14 protein-coding genes are annotated in these 18,160 nt (G+C 73.0%); 5 read left to right on the top strand and 9 right to left on the bottom strand.

The features are described 5' to 3' along the window. The 3 genes from E0D90_RS13100 to E0D90_RS13090 form a co-directional block, all read right to left on the bottom strand. On the bottom strand, nt 1-1,192 hold a 1,192-nt coding region (locus tag E0D90_RS13100; protein WP_130798201.1), incomplete at its 3' end, for an MFS transporter. Between the two features lie 100 nt (nt 1,193-1,292). Then, nucleotides 1,293-1,895 carry a TetR/AcrR family transcriptional regulator gene (locus E0D90_RS13095; protein ID WP_227870186.1) on the bottom strand — a complete coding sequence of 201 codons (603 nt, stop codon included), beginning with the start codon at nt 1,893-1,895 and terminating at the stop codon, nt 1,293-1,295. Between the two features lie 91 nt (nt 1,896-1,986). After that, nucleotides 1,987-3,054, bottom strand: coding sequence for an acyl-CoA desaturase (locus E0D90_RS13090; RefSeq protein WP_130798197.1), 1,068 nt, complete (start codon nt 3,052-3,054; stop codon nt 1,987-1,989). Between the two features lie 221 nt (nt 3,055-3,275). Here E0D90_RS13090 and ppc point away from each other — a divergent pair, with 221 nt between their 5' ends. The 5 genes from ppc to E0D90_RS13065 all read left to right on the top strand — a co-directional run bounded on the left by ppc (nt 3,276) and on the right by E0D90_RS13065 (nt 11,642). Further along, on the top strand, nt 3,276-6,044 hold the full coding sequence (gene ppc / locus E0D90_RS13085) for a phosphoenolpyruvate carboxylase (protein ID WP_130798195.1): 2,769 nt from the start codon (nt 3,276-3,278) through the stop codon (nt 6,042-6,044). A 303-nt stretch (nt 6,045-6,347) separates the two neighbouring features. Then, the gene (locus tag E0D90_RS13080) at nt 6,348-7,781 is read left to right on the top strand and encodes an alkaline phosphatase (protein ID WP_130798192.1); all 1,434 of its coding nucleotides are present in this window, start codon (nt 6,348-6,350) and stop codon (nt 7,779-7,781) included. Between the two features lie 171 nt (nt 7,782-7,952). Continuing rightward, on the top strand, nt 7,953-9,380 hold the full coding sequence (locus tag E0D90_RS13075; RefSeq protein ID WP_130798190.1) for an alkaline phosphatase: 1,428 nt from the start codon (nt 7,953-7,955) through the stop codon (nt 9,378-9,380). Nucleotides 9,381-9,494: 114 nt separating this feature from the next. Further along, nucleotides 9,495-9,893 (top strand): Scr1 family TA system antitoxin-like transcriptional regulator, encoded by a 399-nt coding sequence (locus tag E0D90_RS13070; RefSeq protein WP_227870187.1) that lies wholly within the window; start codon nt 9,495-9,497, stop codon nt 9,891-9,893. Nucleotides 9,894-10,133: 240 nt separating this feature from the next. Then, nucleotides 10,134-11,642, top strand: coding sequence for an MFS transporter (locus E0D90_RS13065; protein ID WP_130798186.1), 1,509 nt, complete (start codon nt 10,134-10,136; stop codon nt 11,640-11,642). Here E0D90_RS13065 and E0D90_RS13060 read toward each other — a convergent pair. The 6 genes from E0D90_RS13060 to E0D90_RS13035 form a co-directional block, all read right to left on the bottom strand. Beyond that, nucleotides 11,639-12,160: a hypothetical protein gene (locus tag E0D90_RS13060; protein WP_130798184.1), complete on the bottom strand. Its 522-nt coding sequence runs from the start codon at nt 12,158-12,160 to the stop codon at nt 11,639-11,641. The two genes, E0D90_RS13065 and E0D90_RS13060, sit on opposite strands and share 4 nt — an antisense overlap. A gap of 115 nt (nt 12,161-12,275) precedes the next feature. Beyond that, a complete protein-coding gene (pth, locus tag E0D90_RS13055) occupies nt 12,276-12,872 on the bottom strand; it encodes an aminoacyl-tRNA hydrolase (protein WP_103501062.1) in 597 nt (198 codons plus the stop codon). Between the two features lie 196 nt (nt 12,873-13,068). Further along, nucleotides 13,069-13,659, bottom strand: a complete 591-nt coding sequence (locus E0D90_RS13050; protein ID WP_103528503.1) for a 50S ribosomal protein L25/general stress protein Ctc — start codon at nt 13,657-13,659, stop codon at nt 13,069-13,071. A 311-nt stretch (nt 13,660-13,970) separates the two neighbouring features. Next, a complete protein-coding gene (locus E0D90_RS13045) occupies nt 13,971-14,945 on the bottom strand; it encodes a ribose-phosphate diphosphokinase (protein ID WP_103501052.1) in 975 nt (324 codons plus the stop codon). 430 nt (nt 14,946-15,375) lie between these two features. Continuing rightward, a complete protein-coding gene (gene glmU, locus E0D90_RS13040) occupies nt 15,376-16,881 on the bottom strand; it encodes a bifunctional UDP-N-acetylglucosamine diphosphorylase/glucosamine-1-phosphate N-acetyltransferase GlmU (protein WP_130798182.1) in 1,506 nt (501 codons plus the stop codon). Between the two features lie 178 nt (nt 16,882-17,059). Then, nucleotides 17,060-18,160, bottom strand: a 1,101-nt coding sequence (locus tag E0D90_RS13035; protein ID WP_174856191.1) for an SUKH-4 family immunity protein, incomplete at its 5' end; no start/stop codon positions are given.

The following is an 18,160-nucleotide window of genomic DNA, read 5'->3' as shown; positions in this document are numbered from 1 at the left end:
CTCCCGCCCCGGCCGGCCGCAACCGCACCGCGGTGACCAGAGCCAGCGCCATGCCGCAGCCCGTGAACACCAGGCCGGCGTCCCGCAGCCCCATCGCCAGCGTCAGCGCCCCCACTCCGACCACCGGCAGCGAGATGCCGACGTAGGCGACCACGAAGAACGCCGAGACCGTCTGGCCCCTCCGGTCCGCCGGGGCGTGCGCGGTCACCGCGGCCACCCCGGCCCGGAACGCCAGCCCCTGTCCCGCGCCACCCACCAGCGCGCCGGCGACCAGCAGCGGCAGCGACTCGGCGAGCAGCGCGCCCCCGATCAGGGCCATCCCCACCACCAGCGCCAGGCAGCCCGCGGGCAGTGCCCGCTCCACGGTCACCCGCCCCACCGCCAGCTGCCCGACCGTGGAGGCGGCGAACGCCGAGAAGACCACCGCGCCGACGACCGCCAGGTTCTCGACGTCCAGCGTGCGGGACATGAAGGTCGGCGCCACCGAGGTGAACAGCCCCAGCAGGGCGAAACCGGTCAGCCCGGCGAGCGCGGCGGGCACGAAGACCGCGCGCACCTGCGGCGGCACCCCCGGCGGAGAGATCCGCAACGGCGCCGGGGGACGCGACACCCGCACCGTCTCGGGCAGCGCCAGCGTCAGCAGCACCGCCACCACCAGCAGCCCCAGATGGACCAGGTAGGGAGTGCGCAGCGGGTCCGGCACGTACTCGGCCAGCACGCCCGCGAGCAGCGGACCGCAGCCCAGCCCGCCCATGTTGGCGGCGGTCGCGGCGAAAGCGGCCCGGCTCCGCAGCCGCTCCGGCGCCAGCTCCATCACCGCGACCGTCGCCGCCCCGGTCAGCAGCCCGGCGGAGAACCCCGACAGCACCCGGCCCGCGAAGAGCAGCGGCAGCCCCGCCTCGAAGACGAAGCACAGCGCGCTCGCCGTCGCCAGCGCCAGCGACGCCAGCAGCACCGGCCGCCGCCCGCGCTTGTCCGAGACGCTGCCGAGCAGCGCCAGCACGGCGATCACCCCGGTCGCGTAGGTGGCGAAGACCACCGTCACGATGAAGGAGGAGAAGCCGATCTCCTCCTGGTACAGCTCGTACAGGGGGGTGGGGAGAGTGGTCCCGGCCATGCCGACGGCGAAGGTGTAGGCGGCCGCCAGGTAGTACCAGGGCCGCAGGGGGCGGGGTGGTCCCGAACCGGTCATGGCGCGAGCGTAGGACGGCCGGGGCGACCCGGCACCCGCACCGGCGCGGCCGGGTGCCCCCGGCCGGGGGCCCGTCCGGCCTCGGCCGCCGGGGTGTCGCTCAGGTGCGGCGGTGGCCTATCAGCCGGGGCTTGTGCTCCAGGCCCTCCAGGCCGTGCCAGGCCAGGTTGACCAGGTGGGCCGCCACCTCGGACTTCTTCGGCTTCCGCACGTTCAGCCACCACTGCCCGGTCAGGGCGACCATCCCGACCAGTGCCTGCGCGTACATCGGCGCCAGCTTGGCGTCGTAGCCGCGTGCCTTGAACTCGTGGCCCAGGATGTCCTCGACCTTGGTCGCGATGTCACCGATGAGCGACGCGAAGGTCCCCGTCGACTGGGCGACCGGGGAGTCGCGCACCAGGATGTGGAAGCCGTCGGTGTGCTGCTCGATGTAGTCCAGCAGGGCGAACGCGGCCTGTTCCAGCAGCTCACGTGGGTGGCCGGCGGTCAGGGCGCTGGTCACCATGTCCAGCAGCCGGGCCATCTCGCGGTCGACGACGACCGCGTACAGCCCCTCCTTGCCGCCGAAGTGCTCGTACACCACCGGCTTGGAGACGCCCGCCTTCGCGGCGATCTCCTCCACCGAGGTGCCCTCGAAGCCACGGGTGGCGAAGAGCGTACGGCCGATGTCGAGCAGCTGTGCCCGGCGTTCGGTGCCGGTCATCCTGCGCCGGCCCCTGCGGGCGGATCGCGGGGCCTTCTCTGTGCTGCTGTCCTCGGTCGCCACACATTCTCCTGGTTCGCTGCTGCGGCCATCATCCCGCGCTGACGGCGGAAGCCTCCTCGGGGGCACCGGAACCCTGCTCCGGGCGGGCACGCCGTGCGTCGAGGCGTGAAGCCTTGGGCCAGCGTACGTCGTACGCCCAGCCCGCCTTCTCGAACCAGCGGATCAGCCGCGCGCTGGAGTCGACCTGCCCGCGGTCCACCCCGTGCCGGGCGCACGTCGGGTCGGAGTGGTGCAGGTTGTGCCAGGACTCGCCGCAGGAGAGGACCGCCAGCCACCAGACGTTGCCCGAGCGGTCGCGCGAGGCGAACGGGCGCCTGCCGACGGCGTGGCAGATCGAGTTGATCGACCAGGTCACATGGTGCAGCAGCGCCACGCGCACCAGCGAGGCCCAGAAGAACGCGCTCAGCGCGCCCTGCCAGGACCAGGTCGCCAGGCCGCCGATCAGCGGCGGCAGCAGCAGGGAGACCGCCGTCCACAGCGCGAACTGGCGGGAGATCCGCCGGATCGCCGGGTCCTTGACGAGATCCGGCGCGTACTTCTCCTGGGAGGTCTGCTCCTTGTCGAACATCCACCCCAGATGCGCCCACCACAGGCCCTTCATCAGGGCCGGCACCGTCTCGCCGTAGCGCCACGGGGAGTGCGGGTCGCCCTCGGCGTCCGAGAACCGGTGATGGCGGCGGTGGTCCGCGACCCAGCGTACGACCGGGCCCTCCACGGCCAGCGACCCCATGATCGCCAACGCGATCCGCAGCGGCCGCTTCGCCTTGAACGAACCGTGCGTGAAATAGCGGTGGAAGCCGACGGTGATGCCGTGGCACCCGACGAAGTAGAAGACCAGCAGCAGCGCCAGGTCCAGCCAGCTCATGCCCCAGCCCCACGCGAGCGGCACGGCGGCCACCAGTGCCAGGAACGGCAGCAGGATGAAGAGGAGCAGCGCGACCTGCTCGGCCGAGCCGCGCCGTTCGCCGCCGAGGGTGGCGGACGCGACGGGCGACGCCGGGCCGCCTCGGTCGGCCTCCGCCGACGCTGCGGAGGCGGCGGCGGTGGGATCGCCGGAGGGGGACGGGATGGGGGTCACGCCTGATTCTGTGGTCATTCGCGAACCTCGGAGTGTGGGGAGTGCGACCGGGAACGGCCGTACCTACGCAACCGTAACCTACGGAACCGTAGGTTCTGCTGTGCGTGACATCGCGCGCCCCCGGGGTGCGCCATGCGACCAATACGTGACCCCGGCGTTGTATCCAGTGCATATCCTGGGGCCGTCGGACAGCGCGGTCCGTGATCCCGTCGTACGAAGAGCCGCAAGGAGCCGTACCTGTGAGCAGCGCCGACGCCACCCACGACCCGGAGTCCGCCGAGAACCACGAAGCACTCGAAAGAAGTAGCGCCCTGCGCGCCGACATCCGCCGCCTCGGCGACCTGCTCGGCGCCACCCTGGTCCGCCAGGACGGGCCGGACCTCCTCGACCTCGTCGAACGCGTCCGCCTGCTGACCCGCACCGACGGCGAGGCCGCCGCCGAACTCCTCGGTGACACCGACCTGGAGACCGCCGCCAAGCTGGTGCGCGCCTTCTCCACCTACTTCCACCTGGCCAACGTCACCGAGCAGGTCCACCGCGGCCGCGAACTGCGCACCCGCCGGGCCGAGGAGGGCGGGCAGCTGGCCCGCACCGCCGACATGCTCAAGGACGCCGACCCCGAGCACCTGCGGCAGACCGCCGCCAACCTCGGCGTCCGCCCCGTCTTCACCGCGCACCCCACCGAGGCGGCCCGCCGGTCCGTCCTCACCAAGCTCCGCACCGTCGCGGCCCTCCTCGACGTCGCCGAGCGCGAGGGCGGCGCCGACCGCCGCCGCACCGACCTCCGCCTCGCCGAGAACATCGACCTGATCTGGCAGACCGACGAGCTGCGGGTCGTCCGTCCCGAGCCCGCCGACGAGGCCCGCAACGCCGTCTACTACCTCGACGAGCTGCACAGCGGCGCCGTCGGCGACGTGCTGGAGGACCTCGCCGCCGAACTGGAACGCGCGGACGTCGAGCTGCCCGCCGGAAGCCGCCCGCTGACCTTCGGCACCTGGATCGGCGGCGACCGCGACGGCAACCCCAACGTCACCCCCGACGTCACCTGGGACGTGCTGCTGCTCCAGCACGAGCACGGCATCAGCCAGGCGCTGGAGCACATCGACGACCTGCGCGGCGCGCTCTCCAGCTCCATCCGCAACAGCGGCGTCACCGACGAACTCCAGCGCTCCCTCGAACAGGACCTGGAGCGGCTGCCGGAGATCACGCCCCGCTACAAGCGGCTCAACGCCGAGGAGCCCTACCGGCTCAAGGTCACCTGCGTCCGGCAGAAGCTGCTCAACACCCGCGACCGGCTCGCCGCCGGCGCCGCCCACCAGCCCGGCCGCGACTACCTCGGCACCAGCCAGCTGCTGGAGGACCTCACCGTCGTCCAGGACTCGCTGCGGGCCCACCGCGGCGGCCTCGTCGCGGACGGCCACGTCCAGCGCGTGGTGCGCACCATCGCCGCGTTCGGCCTCCAGCTCGCCACCATGGACGTCCGTGAGCACGCCGACGCCCACCACCACGCCCTCGGCCAGCTCTTCGACCGGCTCGGTGAGGAGTCCTGGCGCTACGCGGACATGCCGCGCGACTACCGCAGCCGGCTGCTCGCCAAGGAACTGCGCTCCCGCCGCCCGCTGGCACCCACCCCGGCACCGCTGGACGCCGCCGGCACCAAGACGCTCGGCGTCTTCTCCACCGTCCGCCGGGCGCTGGACACCTTCGGGCCCGAGGTCATCGAGTCCTACATCATCTCCATGTGCCAGGGCGCCGACGACGTGTTCGCCGCCGCCGTCCTCGCCCGCGAGGCGGGCCTGATCGACCTGCACGCCGGGTGGGCGCGCATCGGCATCGTGCCGTTGCTGGAGACCACCGACGAGCTGAAGATCGCCGACGAACTCCTCGACGCGATGCTCTCCGACCCCTCCTACCGGCGGCTGGTCGCCCTGCGCGGTGACCTCCAGGAGGTCATGCTCGGCTACTCCGACTCCTCCAAGTTCGGTGGCATCACCACCTCCCAGTGGGAGATCCACCGCGCCCAGCGCCGCCTGCGTGACGTCGCCCACCGGCACGGCGTACGGCTGCGTCTCTTCCACGGCCGTGGCGGCACCGTCGGCCGCGGCGGCGGCCCCACCCACGACGCGATCCTCGCGCAGCCCTGGGGCACGCTGGAAGGCGCCATCAAGGTCACCGAGCAGGGCGAGGTCATCTCCGACAAGTACCTGGTCCCCTCCCTCGCCCGGGAGAACCTGGAACTGACGGTGGCCGCCACCCTCCAGGCGTCCGCGCTGCACACCGCGCCGCGCCAGCCCGAGGAGGCGCTCGCCCGCTGGGACGCCGCCATGGACACCGTCTCGGAGACCGCCCACACCGCCTACCGGTCGCTGGTCGAGGACCCGGACCTGCCCGCGTACTTCTTCGCAGCCACCCCCGTCGACCAGCTCGCGGAGCTTCACCTCGGCTCCCGCCCCTCACGCCGGCCCGACAGCGGCGCCGGGCTCGACGGGCTGCGGGCCATCCCGTGGGTCTTCGGCTGGACGCAGTCCCGCCAGATCGTCCCCGGCTGGTTCGGCGTCGGCTCCGGCCTGCGGGCGGCCCGTGAGGCCGGTCTGGGCGAGGTGCTGGCGGAGGCGTTCGAACGCTGGCACTTCTTCCGCAACTTCCTCTCCAACGTCGAGATGACGCTGGCCAAGACGGACCTGCGGATCGCCGGGCACTACGTCGACACCCTCGTCCCCGAGGAGCTGAAGCACGTCTTCGACACCATCCGCGCCGAACACGACCTCACCGTCGCGGAGGTGCTGCGCATCACCGGCGAGAAGCGGCTGCTCGACGCCAACCCCGTGCTCCAGCAGACCCTCCAGATCCGCGACGCCTACCTCGACCCGATCTCCTACCTCCAGGTCGCCCTGCTGGACCGTCAGCGGCAGGCGGCCGAACGTGGCGAGGAGCCGGACCAGTTGCTCTCCCGCGCGCTGCTGCTGACCGTCAACGGCGTCGCCGCCGGTCTCCGCAACACCGGCTGACGGGGGCGGGCGGGGGCGGACCGGCCGCCGACCACGACGTACACCACGCACCACCGCGCCGCCGCCGGGAACCCCCGGCGGCGGCGCGGTCGTGTGAGGCCGGTTCCGTTACGGCTCCGCTTCCGCCGGGCGGGCGACGGCCGACCGGGTGCCGGGCCGCCGCCGGACCGGTCGTCTCCGGCCCGCGGGCGGCGCGGTGCTGGTGCCCGGGCCCCCGCGCGCCGCATCCTGACGGCACCGCAGAGACGGGCGGCGCCCGCGCACACCGGCCGGGCGCGCCAGGGCCTAGGAGGCAGGCAGACCGTGCACATCCGAGCAACGAGCCATGTCACGGGACCGGGCCGGGCCGGCGCGATCACCGCCGCGCTCGCCCTGGCGATGGCGCTGGCAGCCGCCGGGAACGGCGAGGAGTCCGGGGGCGCCAAGGCCGTCGGCGGGGCGAAGAACGTCGTCTTCCTCGTGGGCGACGGCATGGGCTTCAACCAGATCGACGCCGCCGCGCTCTACCAGCACGGCGCCGCCTTCAGCCAGGTCACGGTGGACCCGGGAGCCGCCGGGATCGAGCGTCGCCCGGCCGAGGCCACCCAGGACTACCAGCACTTCCCCGTCGCGGCCGCCGTCACCACCTACGCCCGGGGCGGCGGATACGACCCGCGCGCCACCTGGGACACCTTCGGCACCGTGACCGAGGGCGCCACCGACTCGGCAGCCGCCGCCACCGCGCTGGCCACCGGGCAGCGCACCACCAACGGCAGCCTCGGCGTGGACGCCGACGGCGAGCCCCTGACCAATCTCACCGAACGCGCCGCCGAACTGGGCAAGGCGACGGGCGTCGTCACCTCCGTGCCGTTCAGCCACGCCACCCCGGCCGGGTTCGTGGCCCATCAGCGCGACCGCGACGACTACCACGCCATCGCCCGGCAGATGATCCGCGACAGCGAGGTCGACGTCGTCATGGGCGCGGGCGACCCGACCCGCGACGACGACGGCCGGGAACGGCCCCGGCCCGAGTTCACCTACATCGCCGAGGACGACTACCGCTCACTGACCGACGGCGACACCCGGTTCGAACTGGTCCGCACCCGGCAGGAGTTCCAGGAGCTGGCCACCGCCGACGACACCCCGGACCAGGTGTTCGGCCTGGCGCCGGCCGGCTCGACCCTCCAGTTCGAGCGCGGCGGCGCCGACCGCACCAAGGACGGCGACCCCGTCCCCGGCGCCCGGCCCTACACCGCCGAACCCAACCCGGACGTCCCCACCCTCGCCGAGATGACGGGCGCGGCCCTCAACGTCCTCGGCAACGCCTCGGACGAGGGGATCTTCCTGATGGTCGAGGGCGGCGCCATCGACTGGGCGGGGCACGCCAACGAGCTGAACCGCCAGATCGAGGAACAGATCGCCTTCGACGAGGCCGTCTCCACGGTCGTCGACTGGGTGGAGCGGGAGAGCGACTGGGGCGAGACCCTCGTGGTGGTCACCGCCGACCACGAGACCGGCTACCTCACCGGCCCCGGCTCCGACCCCCGCTGGACACCGCTCGGCGGCGGCAAGGGCGAACTGCCCGAGGCGGCGTGGAACTCCACCGACCACACCAACTCCCTGGTGCCGCTGTACGCCAAGGGCCCGGGCGCCACCCGGCTGGCGCACGCGGCCACCGGCGAGGACCCGGTCCGAGGCGCCTACCTGGAGAACACCCGGATCGCCGGAACCGTCTTCGACCTCTGGCGCGCCGGCTGACCCACCGGCTGACCCGCCGGCGGCGGCCGGCGGCGTCAGCGGCGCGTCCGGGCGGGTTCCGGCCGTCGGACGGCGAGGGGGCATTGACGGGGACGTGAGGCGACTCATGATGGAACGTCAGTACCAGAACGCACCTCTGGTACCTCCCCCACGTTCGAGGAGGACAGCGCAGTGCACCTCACATGGACCAGCCGCCTGGTGGCCGGGATCGCCGCCACGGGGCTCGCGCTCACCCTGGCCGCACCCGTGTCGGCAGCCGACGAACCGGACGATGCGGGGATCGACCCGGCGGCTTTCGGCCCCAAGAACGTCATCTTCCTCATCGGCGACGGCATGGGCTTCAACCAGATCGACACCGCGAGCCTCTACGAACACGGCGTCGCCTACAACCAGGTGGCCGTCGACCCGGCGACCGGCGACGTCGAACGTCAGCCGGGCAGAGCCACCCAGGTCTACCAGCACTTCCCCGTGGGCGTCGCCGCGGCCACCTTCCAGGACGGCGCGTACTACGACCCCGCCGTGGAGTGGGGCTCCTTCGACGGCCCGCTGCGCAACAAGCCCGACTCGGCCGCCACCGCCACCGCCCTGGCCACCGGCGTCCGCACCTACAACGCGGCCATCGGCGTCGACCCGGACGGCAAACCCGTCCGCAACCTCACCGAGCGCGCCCAGGAGCTGGGCAAGGCCAGCGGCGTCGTCACCAGCGTGCCGTTCACCCACGCCACCCCCGCCAGCTTCGTGGCCCACAACGCGCACCGCAACAACTACCACTCCATCGCGCGCGAGATGGTGTGGGAACACGACATCAACGTCATCATGGGCGGCGGCCACCCCTACTACGGCCACGACGCCCAACGTCTCGACGAGCCCAACTACCAGTACGTCGCGGAACCCGAGTACCGGGCGCTCGCCGACGGCGAGACACAGTTCGAACTGGTGGAGACCCCGGCCGAGTTCAACGCCCTGGCCACCGCGCACACCACCCCCGAGCACGTCTTCGGCCTGCCGCGCGTAGCCGCCACCCTCCAGTACGAGCGCAGCGGCCCGGACCGCACGGACACCGGCGCGCCCGTCCCCGGCGCCCAGCCCTACGTCGCCGAGAAGAACACCGGCGTGCCCACGCTCACGGAGATGACCAAGGCCGCGCTCAACGTGCTGGACAACGCCTCCGACGAGGGCATGTTCCTGATGGTCGAGGGCGGCGCCATCGACTGGGCCAGCCACGCCAACGAGCTGAACCGCCAGATCGAGGAACAGATCGCCTTCAACCAGACCATCGAGACCGTCGTGGACTGGGTGGAGCGCGAGAGCAGCTGGAGCGAGACCCTCGTCATGGTCACCGCCGACCACGAGACCGGCTACCTCACCAGCACCGACTCCGACCCCGCGTGGGCGCCGATCAACGGCGAGAAGGGCGAACTCCCCGAGGCCACCTGGCACACCGGCGGCCACACCAACGCCCTCGTCCCCGTCTACGCCAAGGGCGTCGGCGCGGCCCGCATCGAGCACTACGCCCGCCACGAGGACCCGGTGCGCGGCGACTACCTGGAGAACATCGACATCGCGGAGGCGGTCTTCGACTTCTGGGGCCGCCCCTGATCCGCCTCCACACGCTGAACGGGGCCGCCGATCGCCCGCAATCGGCGGCCCCGCCGCTGCCCCGAGCAATCCCCGGCAATCGACCGGCACGTTCCGCGACCGTGAGGCAGCACCCTGTTACCCGAGGGTGCGTCGTCCGGCCGCCCGGGACGAGTTCGGGAGGACATCGCCGACGCTGAGACAGCGCGGACCCGTGAGATTCGCGGCCTCGAAGTCGACGTGATTCCGGGACTGTTCCAGACAGCCGACTACGCCCGTGCGGTCCTCGCGCTGAACGCTGAGCTTCAGGGCACACCGGCCGACACCGACACCGACACCGACACCGCCGGCTTCCGGATCTACGACGACCGTCTGGTCATCGTGGAAATGATCAATGCCCAGCTCTGGCTCGACGACCCTGCCAATGTCGCCCTCTACGCGAAGACATGGGAATGGCTGGACCAGTCCGCCGTGCGTGGTGCCCACGCGCATCGACTGATCGTCCGGGCACGGGAAGCGCTCCGGACCTCCTGAGCAAGCTCGGGCACCGACGCGGCCACCGCGCGCAATCGCCGGCAACCGCGACGCGGGACGGTGGTGTCCGGTGCGCGCGTCCCGTGCGGGAGGGACTGCCGGCCGGCGGGCGGGCGTGGCAGGATCATCCGATGAAACGGCGCCGTGGGTGGCCCGGGACCTCGGCGCACGCTCCGGGGCCCCGGGCCGCGCGCGGTGCGTGGGAGGCCGCGGCGGACGGCCGCCGGACCGGGAGCGACGATGGCGGAACCACGGGAGACAGCGGCCACACCTGACACACACCGGTCCCCGAGCGCGGCGAAAGCGGGCGCGGGAGAGACGGGCGGGCGCCGGGTGCACCCGGCCTGGTGGGTCGCGGCGGTCGCCTTCGTGGTGCTCATCGGCGCCGCCGGGTTCCGCGCCACCCCCGGTGTCTTCATCGATCCGCTGCACCAGGAGTTCGGCTGGTCGCGAGGCGGGATCTCGTTCGCCATCTCCGTCAACCTGCTGCTCTACGGCCTGACCGCGCCGTTCGCCGCCGCGCTGATGGAGCGCTACGGCATCCGCCGGGTCGTGAGCTGCGCCCTGCTGCTGATCTCCGCCGGCAGCGGGCTCACGGTGTTCATGACCAGCCAGTGGCAACTGGTGCTCTGCTGGGGCTTCCTCGTCGGACTGGGCGCCGGCTCCATGGCGCTGGCGTTCGCCGCGACCGTCTCAGGACGCTGGTTCGTGGCCCGGCGGGGTCTGGTGACCGGCATCCTCACCGCCGGTGGCGCCGCCGGGAACCTCGTCTTCCTGCCGCTGGTGGCGTTGCTGGTCGACGGGCCCGGGTGGCGTGCGGCGGCACTCGCCGTCTCCGGCTGCGCGCTCGCCGTGGTTCCGCTGGTGCTGTGGCTGCTGCGGGACCGCCCCGAGGATCTCGGAGTGCGGCCGTACGGCGCCGGACCGGAGTACGTCACCCCTCCGCCCGCGCCCCCGGGCGCCGCCCGGCGCACCCTGCGCGCGCTCGGTACGGCGGCCCGCAGCCGGGTGTTCTGGCTGCTCGCCGTCACCTTCGCCATCTGCGGAGCCTCCACCAACGGGCTGATCGGCACCCACTTCGTGCCGGGCGCCCACGACCACGGCATGGCGATCCCGGTCGCCGCCTCGCTGCTGGCGCTGATCGGCATCTTCGACCTGATCGGCACCGTCTTCTCCGGCTGGCTCACCGACCGCTACGACCCGCGCAAGCTGCTGGCGGTCTACTACGCGCTGCGCGGGCTGTCGCTGCTGCTTCTGCCGATGCTCTTCAGCGAATCGGTGCAGCCGCCGATGCTCTTCTTCGTGATCTTCTACGGGCTGGACTGGGTCGCCACCGTCCCGCCCACGATCGCGCTGTGCCGCGACCACTTCGGTGGCGACGGCGCCGTGGTCTTCGGCTGGGTACTCGCCTCCCACCAGCTCGGTGCCGCCGTCGTCGCGTGGGGCGCCGGCGCGGTGCGCGACACCACCGGCTCCTACGATCTGGCCTGGATGTCCGCCGGGGTGCTGTGCGCGCTGGCCGCGCTGATGGTGATGGCGATCCGGGCGCCGGACCCCGCCCCGCCGCCGAGTACGGCGCCCCCGGGGGCGCTGCCCGCGTCCGCACCGGCCGCCGCGCCGGCACTCGTGGTCGAGGCTGCCGCCGGCGAGCCGACGGCAGGCGATCCCGTGTCCGGGGCCACGGGTGACGCGACGGCCGGGACCGTGGGCGCAGCCGAGGGCGACGGCCCGGGGCCGGTGGCCCGCTAACGCGTGAGGAACGTCGCGGCGATCATCGTGGCCGCCAGCCCGGCCACCCCGCACGCCACCCGGTGGAGCCGCAGGCCGCCCGAGACGATGACCGCGGCCAGCAGCAGCGACCCCGCCAGCGGCAGCCAGCCGTAGAGGAAGCCCGGCAGCCCGGTCCGTACCGCCTCCGTGCTGCCGGGCCACAGCGCCACGGGGACGACGTCGCCCTCCTCCCGCCCGATCCGCTGCGGCAGCGTCACCTCGTCGTGGTGCTCGCCCAGCGCGGAGCGGGGAACGAAGGCCCCGGTGCACTCGCCCGTCCGGCAGCGGTCGACCGTCAGGGTGCCGCGCGTGACCTCCTTGGCGTACAGGGAGTAGTGCACGGTCTCCCACGAGGACCACACGCCCGCCACGAGCAGCAGGCCGACCAGCAGGGCCGAGCAGAGCGCCCGGGCCGCGCCGAGTGCCCGCCCGGCGCGGGAGCCTGCGCGCGCCCGCGCGTGTGTGCGCGTACGCGTGGCGTCGGTAGTGACCGGCATGGGCGAATACTTGGGCACCGCCCGGCCCCGGTCAAGGCCGGGCGGTGCCGTCTCCGCCACGGGCCACGCCGCTCCTTGCCGGGGACCACCCCGGGGCCGTGGCCGTCCCCGGGTGTCAGCTGTTGTAGGCGCTCTGCGCGCGTTCCAGCCCCTCGATGACCAGTGCCTCGACCGCGTCCGCCGCGCGGTCGACGAAGTAGTCCAGCTCCTTGCGTTCGGCGGAGGAGAAGTCCTTCAGCACGAAGTCGGCGACATCCATCCGCCCGGGCGGACGCCCGACGCCGAACCGCACCCGGTAGTACTCGCGGGTCAGGGAGGACGTCAGCGACTTCAGTCCGTTGTGGCCGTTGTCCCCGCCGCCGAGCTTCAGCCGCAGGGCGCCGTAGTCGATGTCCAGCTCGTCGTGGATGACGACGATCCGCCCCACGGGGATCTTGAGGTAGCCGCTCAGCGCGGTCACCGGACCGCCCGAGAGGTTCATGAACGTCATCGGCTTGGCCAGCACCACCTTGCGGCCCGCCGGTCCCGGCGGGCCGACCCGGCCCTCGGCCACCAGCGCGCGCGAGCGGTGCGTCTTGAACTTGCCGCCCATCCGCGCGGCGAGCAGGTCGGCGACCATGAAGCCCACGTTGTGCCGGTTGCCCGCGTACCCGGGGCCCGGGTTGCCCAGCCCGGCCACCAGCCAGGGCTCGGTCTCCGCTGTCTCGCTCACGTCGTTCTCGCTCTCCGGTCGCTCGCTGTTGCCGTCGGACGGGCCCGTCGGACGGGCGCCGCCCGCCCCGTTCCGGTGTCCCGCTCCCCGTGTCACGCCCGCCCGGGCCGGTCCTCCCGGGCCGGGCGGGGCGGACGACGGACGGCCGGGGCCCGTGCCGGGCCCCGGCCGTCCGGGTGTGCTGATCCGTGAGGGATCAGGCAGCGCCGTTCTCCTCCGAGGACTCGCCCTCGGCCGTCGGCTCCTCGGCCTGGGCGGCCAGGACCTGGATGACGACGGCGTCCTCCTCGTTGGCGAGGGTGGAGCCCTTGGGGAGCTTGACGTCCTTGGCGAGGATCTGGTCGCCGACGGTCAGGCCCTGGACCGAGACGGTGACCGACTCGGGCAGGTGGGTGGCCTCGGCCTCCAGGGCCAGGGTGGAGAGCACGTGCTCCAGCAGGTGCTGGCCCGGGGCCAGCTCACCCTCGACCTCGATCGGCACCTCGACGGTGACCTTCTCGCCCTTCTTCACCACGAGCAGGTCGATGTGGACCAGCTTGTTGCGGAGCGCCTCGCGCTGCACCGCCTTGGGGATGACGAGCTCCTGCCGGCCCTCGATGTCCAGCGTGATCAGCACGTTGGGGGACTTCAGGGCCATCATCAGGTCGTAGGACGGGAGCGTCACGTGCACGGGGTCGCCACCGTGGCCGTAGACGACTCCGGGAATGCGGTCGGCCATCCGCGCGCGGCGGGCGGAACCCTTGCCGAACTCGGTACGGGTCTCAGCCGGGATCTTGACGTCGGCCATGGTGGCGCTCCTTGGGTCACTGCGGGACATGAACCGTGCCGGACGAGCCGGGACGGGACCCGGCGTGCCGTCGCACACCATCCGCAGGGGCGCCGGGACCATGACGTCCCGTACCGCCTTCCGAGGAGCGCGTCGATAACGGACGGCCGCCGTCTCCCTCACGGGCACGGACGGGGCCTCCCTCGCCGAGCATCGCCGCGAGTCTAACGGGGGTGGCGCCCGGACAGAAATCGGGCGCCGGACGGAGGATCCCGTCCGGCGCCCGATCGTGTCGCGCCGCGTGCCGACCGACGGCCAGCGGCGCCGAGTCGCTAGTGGTTCTCGAAGAGGCTGGTCACCGAGCCGTCCTCGAAGACCTCGTGGATGGCGCGGGCGATGGTCGGCGCCAGCGGCAGCACCGTGATCTTGTCCAGCGCCAGCCGGGTGGGGGTCGGCAGGGAGTCGGTGAAGACGAACTCGCTGACGCGGGAGTTCTTCAGCCGGTCCGGCGCCGGGTCGGAGAGGATGCCGTGGGTGGCGGTGACGATGACGTCGGCCGCGCCGTTGGCGTACAGGGCGTCGGCGGCGGCACAGATCGTGCCACCGGTGTCCACCATGTCGTCGACCAGCACGCACACCCGGTCACGGACGTCACCGACGACCTCGTGGACGGAGACCTGGTTGGCCACGTCCGGGTCACGGCGCTTGTGCACGATCGCCAGCGGCGCGTTGAGACGGTCGCACCAGCGGTCGGCGACCCGCACCCGGCCCGCGTCCGGGGAGACGATGGTGAGCTTGTCGCGGTCCACGCGTCCGCCGATGTAGTCGGCGAGCAGCGGGAGCGCCTGGAGGTGGTCCACCGGGCCGTTGAAGTAGCCCTGGACCTGGTCGGCGTGGAGGTCCACGCTCAGGATGCGGTCGGCGCCCGCCGTGGTGAGCAGGTCCGCCATCAGGCGCGCCGAGATGGGCTCGCGGCCCCGGTGCTTCTTGTCCTGACGCGCATAGCCGTAGTAGGGGATGACCACCGAGATCGACCGGGCCGAGGCCCGCTTCATCGCGTCGATCATGATCAGCTGTTCCATGATCCAGGTGTTGACCGGCGCGGTGTGGCTCTGGATGAGGAAGCAGTCCGCGCCACGGACCGACTCCTTGTAGCGGACGTAGATCTCGCCGTCGGCGAAGGTCCGGGCTGTGGTCGGGACCAGCGCCACTCCGAGGGCGTCCGCGACCTCCTTCGCCAGCTCGGGGTGAGCGCGGCCGGAGAAGAGCATCATCTTCTTCTCACCGGTCGTCTTGATCCCGGTCACAGCAGGTCTCCTTGACTGTCGCTTCGGGGTCCAGCGAACCCCGATGGTCGCCTTTCGGCCATCTGCGTGAGGCATCTCTACGGTACGCGCTGGCCGCCCACCCCGAACACCGGTCGGTCGCGATCGGCGAACGCGCGGTCCGGTGCCGGGAGCCTGCGCGGGGCAAGCCCGCGCCGCCGTGAGCGGATGCCCCGAGCCAAGGATAAGCCCAGGTCAGAGCTGGTACAGCGGGTCACCGGCGGTGCGTCCGAGCCCCGCGTGCGACGTGGCCCGGAACGCCTCCGTCCGCCACCCCGGCGCCCCCGCGCGCCCCCAGACGCGCCGGGTGTGACATGCGACGCGTCCAGGGAGCGGACGGCGAGCCGGCGGCCGACGGCGGCCGACGGCGACAGCCGGCAGCGACGGCGCGCGCCGCCGAACCCGCCCTCGCCTACGCCTCGGTGGGCGCACCCGACGCGGTGGCGTCGGCCCCGTCCGTGCCGTCCGTGTTCTCCAGCGCCTCCGCGGCCGCGCGTGCCGACGACGAACCCGGGCGCTTGCGCCCGACCCAGCCCTCGACGTTGCGCTGCTGGCCCCGGGCCACACCCAGAGCGCCGGCGGGCACATCGTGGGCGATCACCGAACCGGCCGCCGTGTAGGCGCCGTCCCCGACCGTGACCGGTGCGACGAACATGTTGTCCGCGCCCGTCCGGCAGTGCGAACCGATCGTCGTGTGGTGCTTGTTCACGCCGTCGTAGTTCACGAAGACGCTCGCCGCGCCGATGTTGGTGTGGTCGCCGATGGTGGCGTCCCCGACATAGGTCAGGTGCGGCACCTTGCTGCCGTTCCCGACCGTCGCCTTCTTGATCTCCACGAAGGCGCCCGCCTTGGTCGCGGTGCCCAGCCGGGTGCCCGGCCGCAGATAGGTGTACGGCCCCACCGACGCCTCCGCGCCGATCTCCGCGCCGTCCGCGACGGTGTTGGTGACGACGGCGGCCTGGCCCACCCGGGTGTCGGTCAGCCGGCTGTTCGGGCCGACCTCGCTGCCCTCCGCGAGATGGGTCGACCCCAGCAGCTGCGTGCCGGGATGGACGACGACATCGCGCTCCACCGTCACGGTCACGTCGATCCAGGTCGTCGCCGGGTCGACCACCGTGACGCCCGCCAGCATCGCCCGCTCCAGCAGCCGGTCGTTGAGCATCCGGCGCGCCTGGGACAGCTGGACCCGGTTGTTGATGCCGGAGATCTCCCGGTGGTCGGCGGCAAGCGCCGCACCCACCCGGTGGCCCTCCGCCCGCAGGATGCCGAGGACGTCGGTCAGGTATTCCTCGCCCTGGCTGTTGTCCGTGCTCAGCTTCGACAGGGCGTCCGCGAGGAGCCGGCCGTCGAAGGCGAACACCCCCGAGTTGATCTCCCGGATCGCCAGCTGCGCCTCGTCGGCGTCCTTGTGCTCCACGATGGCGGTGACCGAGCCGTCGTCCCCGCGCACGATCCGGCCGTAGCCGGTGGCGTCGGGCACCTCGGCGGTCAGCACCGTCACCGCGTTGCCGTCGCTGTCGTGGGCTGACGCCAGCGCGCGCAGGGTCGCCGCCGTCAGCAGCGGGGTGTCGCCGCAGGTGACCAGCACGGTGCCCGCGAGAGCCGCGTCGCCGCCCGCGTCACCTCCGGCCAGCTCCTCCAGCGCCACCCGCACGGCGTGCCCGGTGCCGTTCTGCTGGTGCTGCACCGCGGTGCGCGCCTCGGGATCGATCTCCGCGAGATGCGCGGTCACCTGCTCCCGGGCGTGACCGACGACGGTCACCAGCTGCTCCGGGCCCAGCTCGCGGGCCGCCGCGACCACATGGCCGACCAGCGACCGCCCGCAGAGGTCGTGCAGAACCTTCGGCGTGGCCGACTTCATCCGGGTGCCCTCGCCTGCGGCGAGAACGACGACAGCGGCCGGGCGCATGGAACTCACGTGGATGCCCTTCGGTGCGGGGTGAGGCGGACGTGACGGGCGGACGGACGCCGCCCGCCGCCGGTCTCCGCACCATACCGCCCGGCCCCGGCGGCGCCGCCGCCGCGCGCCACGCGTACCGCCCGGCCCGCCCGGCCCGGCGCCGGAACAGCGCCGAAGCCGGGCGGTTACCGGCGGCTCAGAGCAAGCCGTCCCACATCTGCTCCAGCAGCACCGACCACCAGTGCTCCGGATCAGCCAGCGCCTGGCTGTCCAGGGAGGCCAGCTGCGCCTGGAAGTCCCCGGTCCAGCGGCCCGCCTGCTCCGGGTTGAGGCCGTACCGCAGCCGCCACATACGGCCCAGCAGCGCCATCGACCGGGCGAACTGCGGGAGCGAGGAGTTCACGAACTGCGGCGCCACCACCTGCCCGCCCGGCCCCGCCTCCAGCGGCACCGCCACGATGTACGCCGTGCCGTACTGCACACACAGCTGCCGGCCGAAGTCGTTACCGATGACCAGGTACGACCCGGCGTCCGGCGCCGGCGGCGCGCCGCGCTCCTGCGCCAGCTCCGCCAGCGTCGGGATCGGGCGACCCGGCTGGGCCTGCGCCCAGAAGAACGGGCCGATCTCCAGCGGCACACCCGCCCACACCAGCGACTGCGCCACGATGTCCGGCACACCCTGACGGGAGACGGACTGCTGGTCGTAGCGGAAGACACCCTGCGGGCCGAACGCCTGCTGGAGCTCCTGGCCGATGACGTCCAGCCCGACCGCCGGCGCCGTCTGGGTCTGCGGCAGCGGCGCACGCACCGGCGCCGTCCGGGCCGGACCGTCCGCGTACTGCTCCAGTTCGTCCTGGTGCTCCACCAGATGGCGCACCCCGGCCTGCCGGGAGGCGAAGTCCGCGCCGTAGGAGGCGGTGTGGGTGATCCGCACCTGCGGCCAGGTCTCCTGGATCATCCGGGAGCAGTAGCCGCCCGGCAGCGAGCAGGACTGCAGCTCGGTGTGCAGCTCCAGCGCCTGCTGCGGCGGCACACCCATCGCGTGCAGCTCGTGCAGCAGCTGCCACTCCGGGTGCGGGGTGCCCGGCGCCGAACGCCGGATCAGCCGCTGCTCCGAACCGTCCGGCGCCCGGTAGCGCAGCACCGCCATGTAGCCGGAGCCCACCATCGGCTGGCCCGGAGGCGGGTAGCCGTAGGAGCCGGGGCCGCCGGGGGGCGGCGTCCCGGTGCCGACGCCGGCACCCGCACCGGCACCCGCTCCCGCGGTGTGCGCGGGCGCCTGGGCCGAGGGCGGGGG

Source organism: Streptomyces otsuchiensis (assembly GCF_004305975.1).
In the GTDB taxonomy this organism is placed as follows: domain Bacteria; phylum Actinomycetota; class Actinomycetes; order Streptomycetales; family Streptomycetaceae; genus Streptomyces; species Streptomyces otsuchiensis.
This window is presented reverse-complemented; position numbering and strand designations above follow the sequence as displayed.

Coding starts and splice junctions, on each gene's coding strand:
- E0D90_RS13065 (WP_130798186.1), top strand. CDS start 10,134: ATGGCGGAACCACGGGAGACAGCGGCCACACCTGACACACACCGGTCC.
- E0D90_RS13050 (WP_103528503.1), bottom strand. CDS start 13,659: ATGGCCGACGTCAAGATCCCGGCTGAGACCCGTACCGAGTTCGGCAAG.
- E0D90_RS13095 (WP_227870186.1), bottom strand. CDS start 1,895: ATGACCGGCACCGAACGCCGGGCACAGCTGCTCGACATCGGCCGTACG.
- E0D90_RS13060 (WP_130798184.1), bottom strand. CDS start 12,160: ATGCCGGTCACTACCGACGCCACGCGTACGCGCACACACGCGCGGGCG.
- E0D90_RS13090 (WP_130798197.1), bottom strand. CDS start 3,054: ATGACCACAGAATCAGGCGTGACCCCCATCCCGTCCCCCTCCGGCGAT.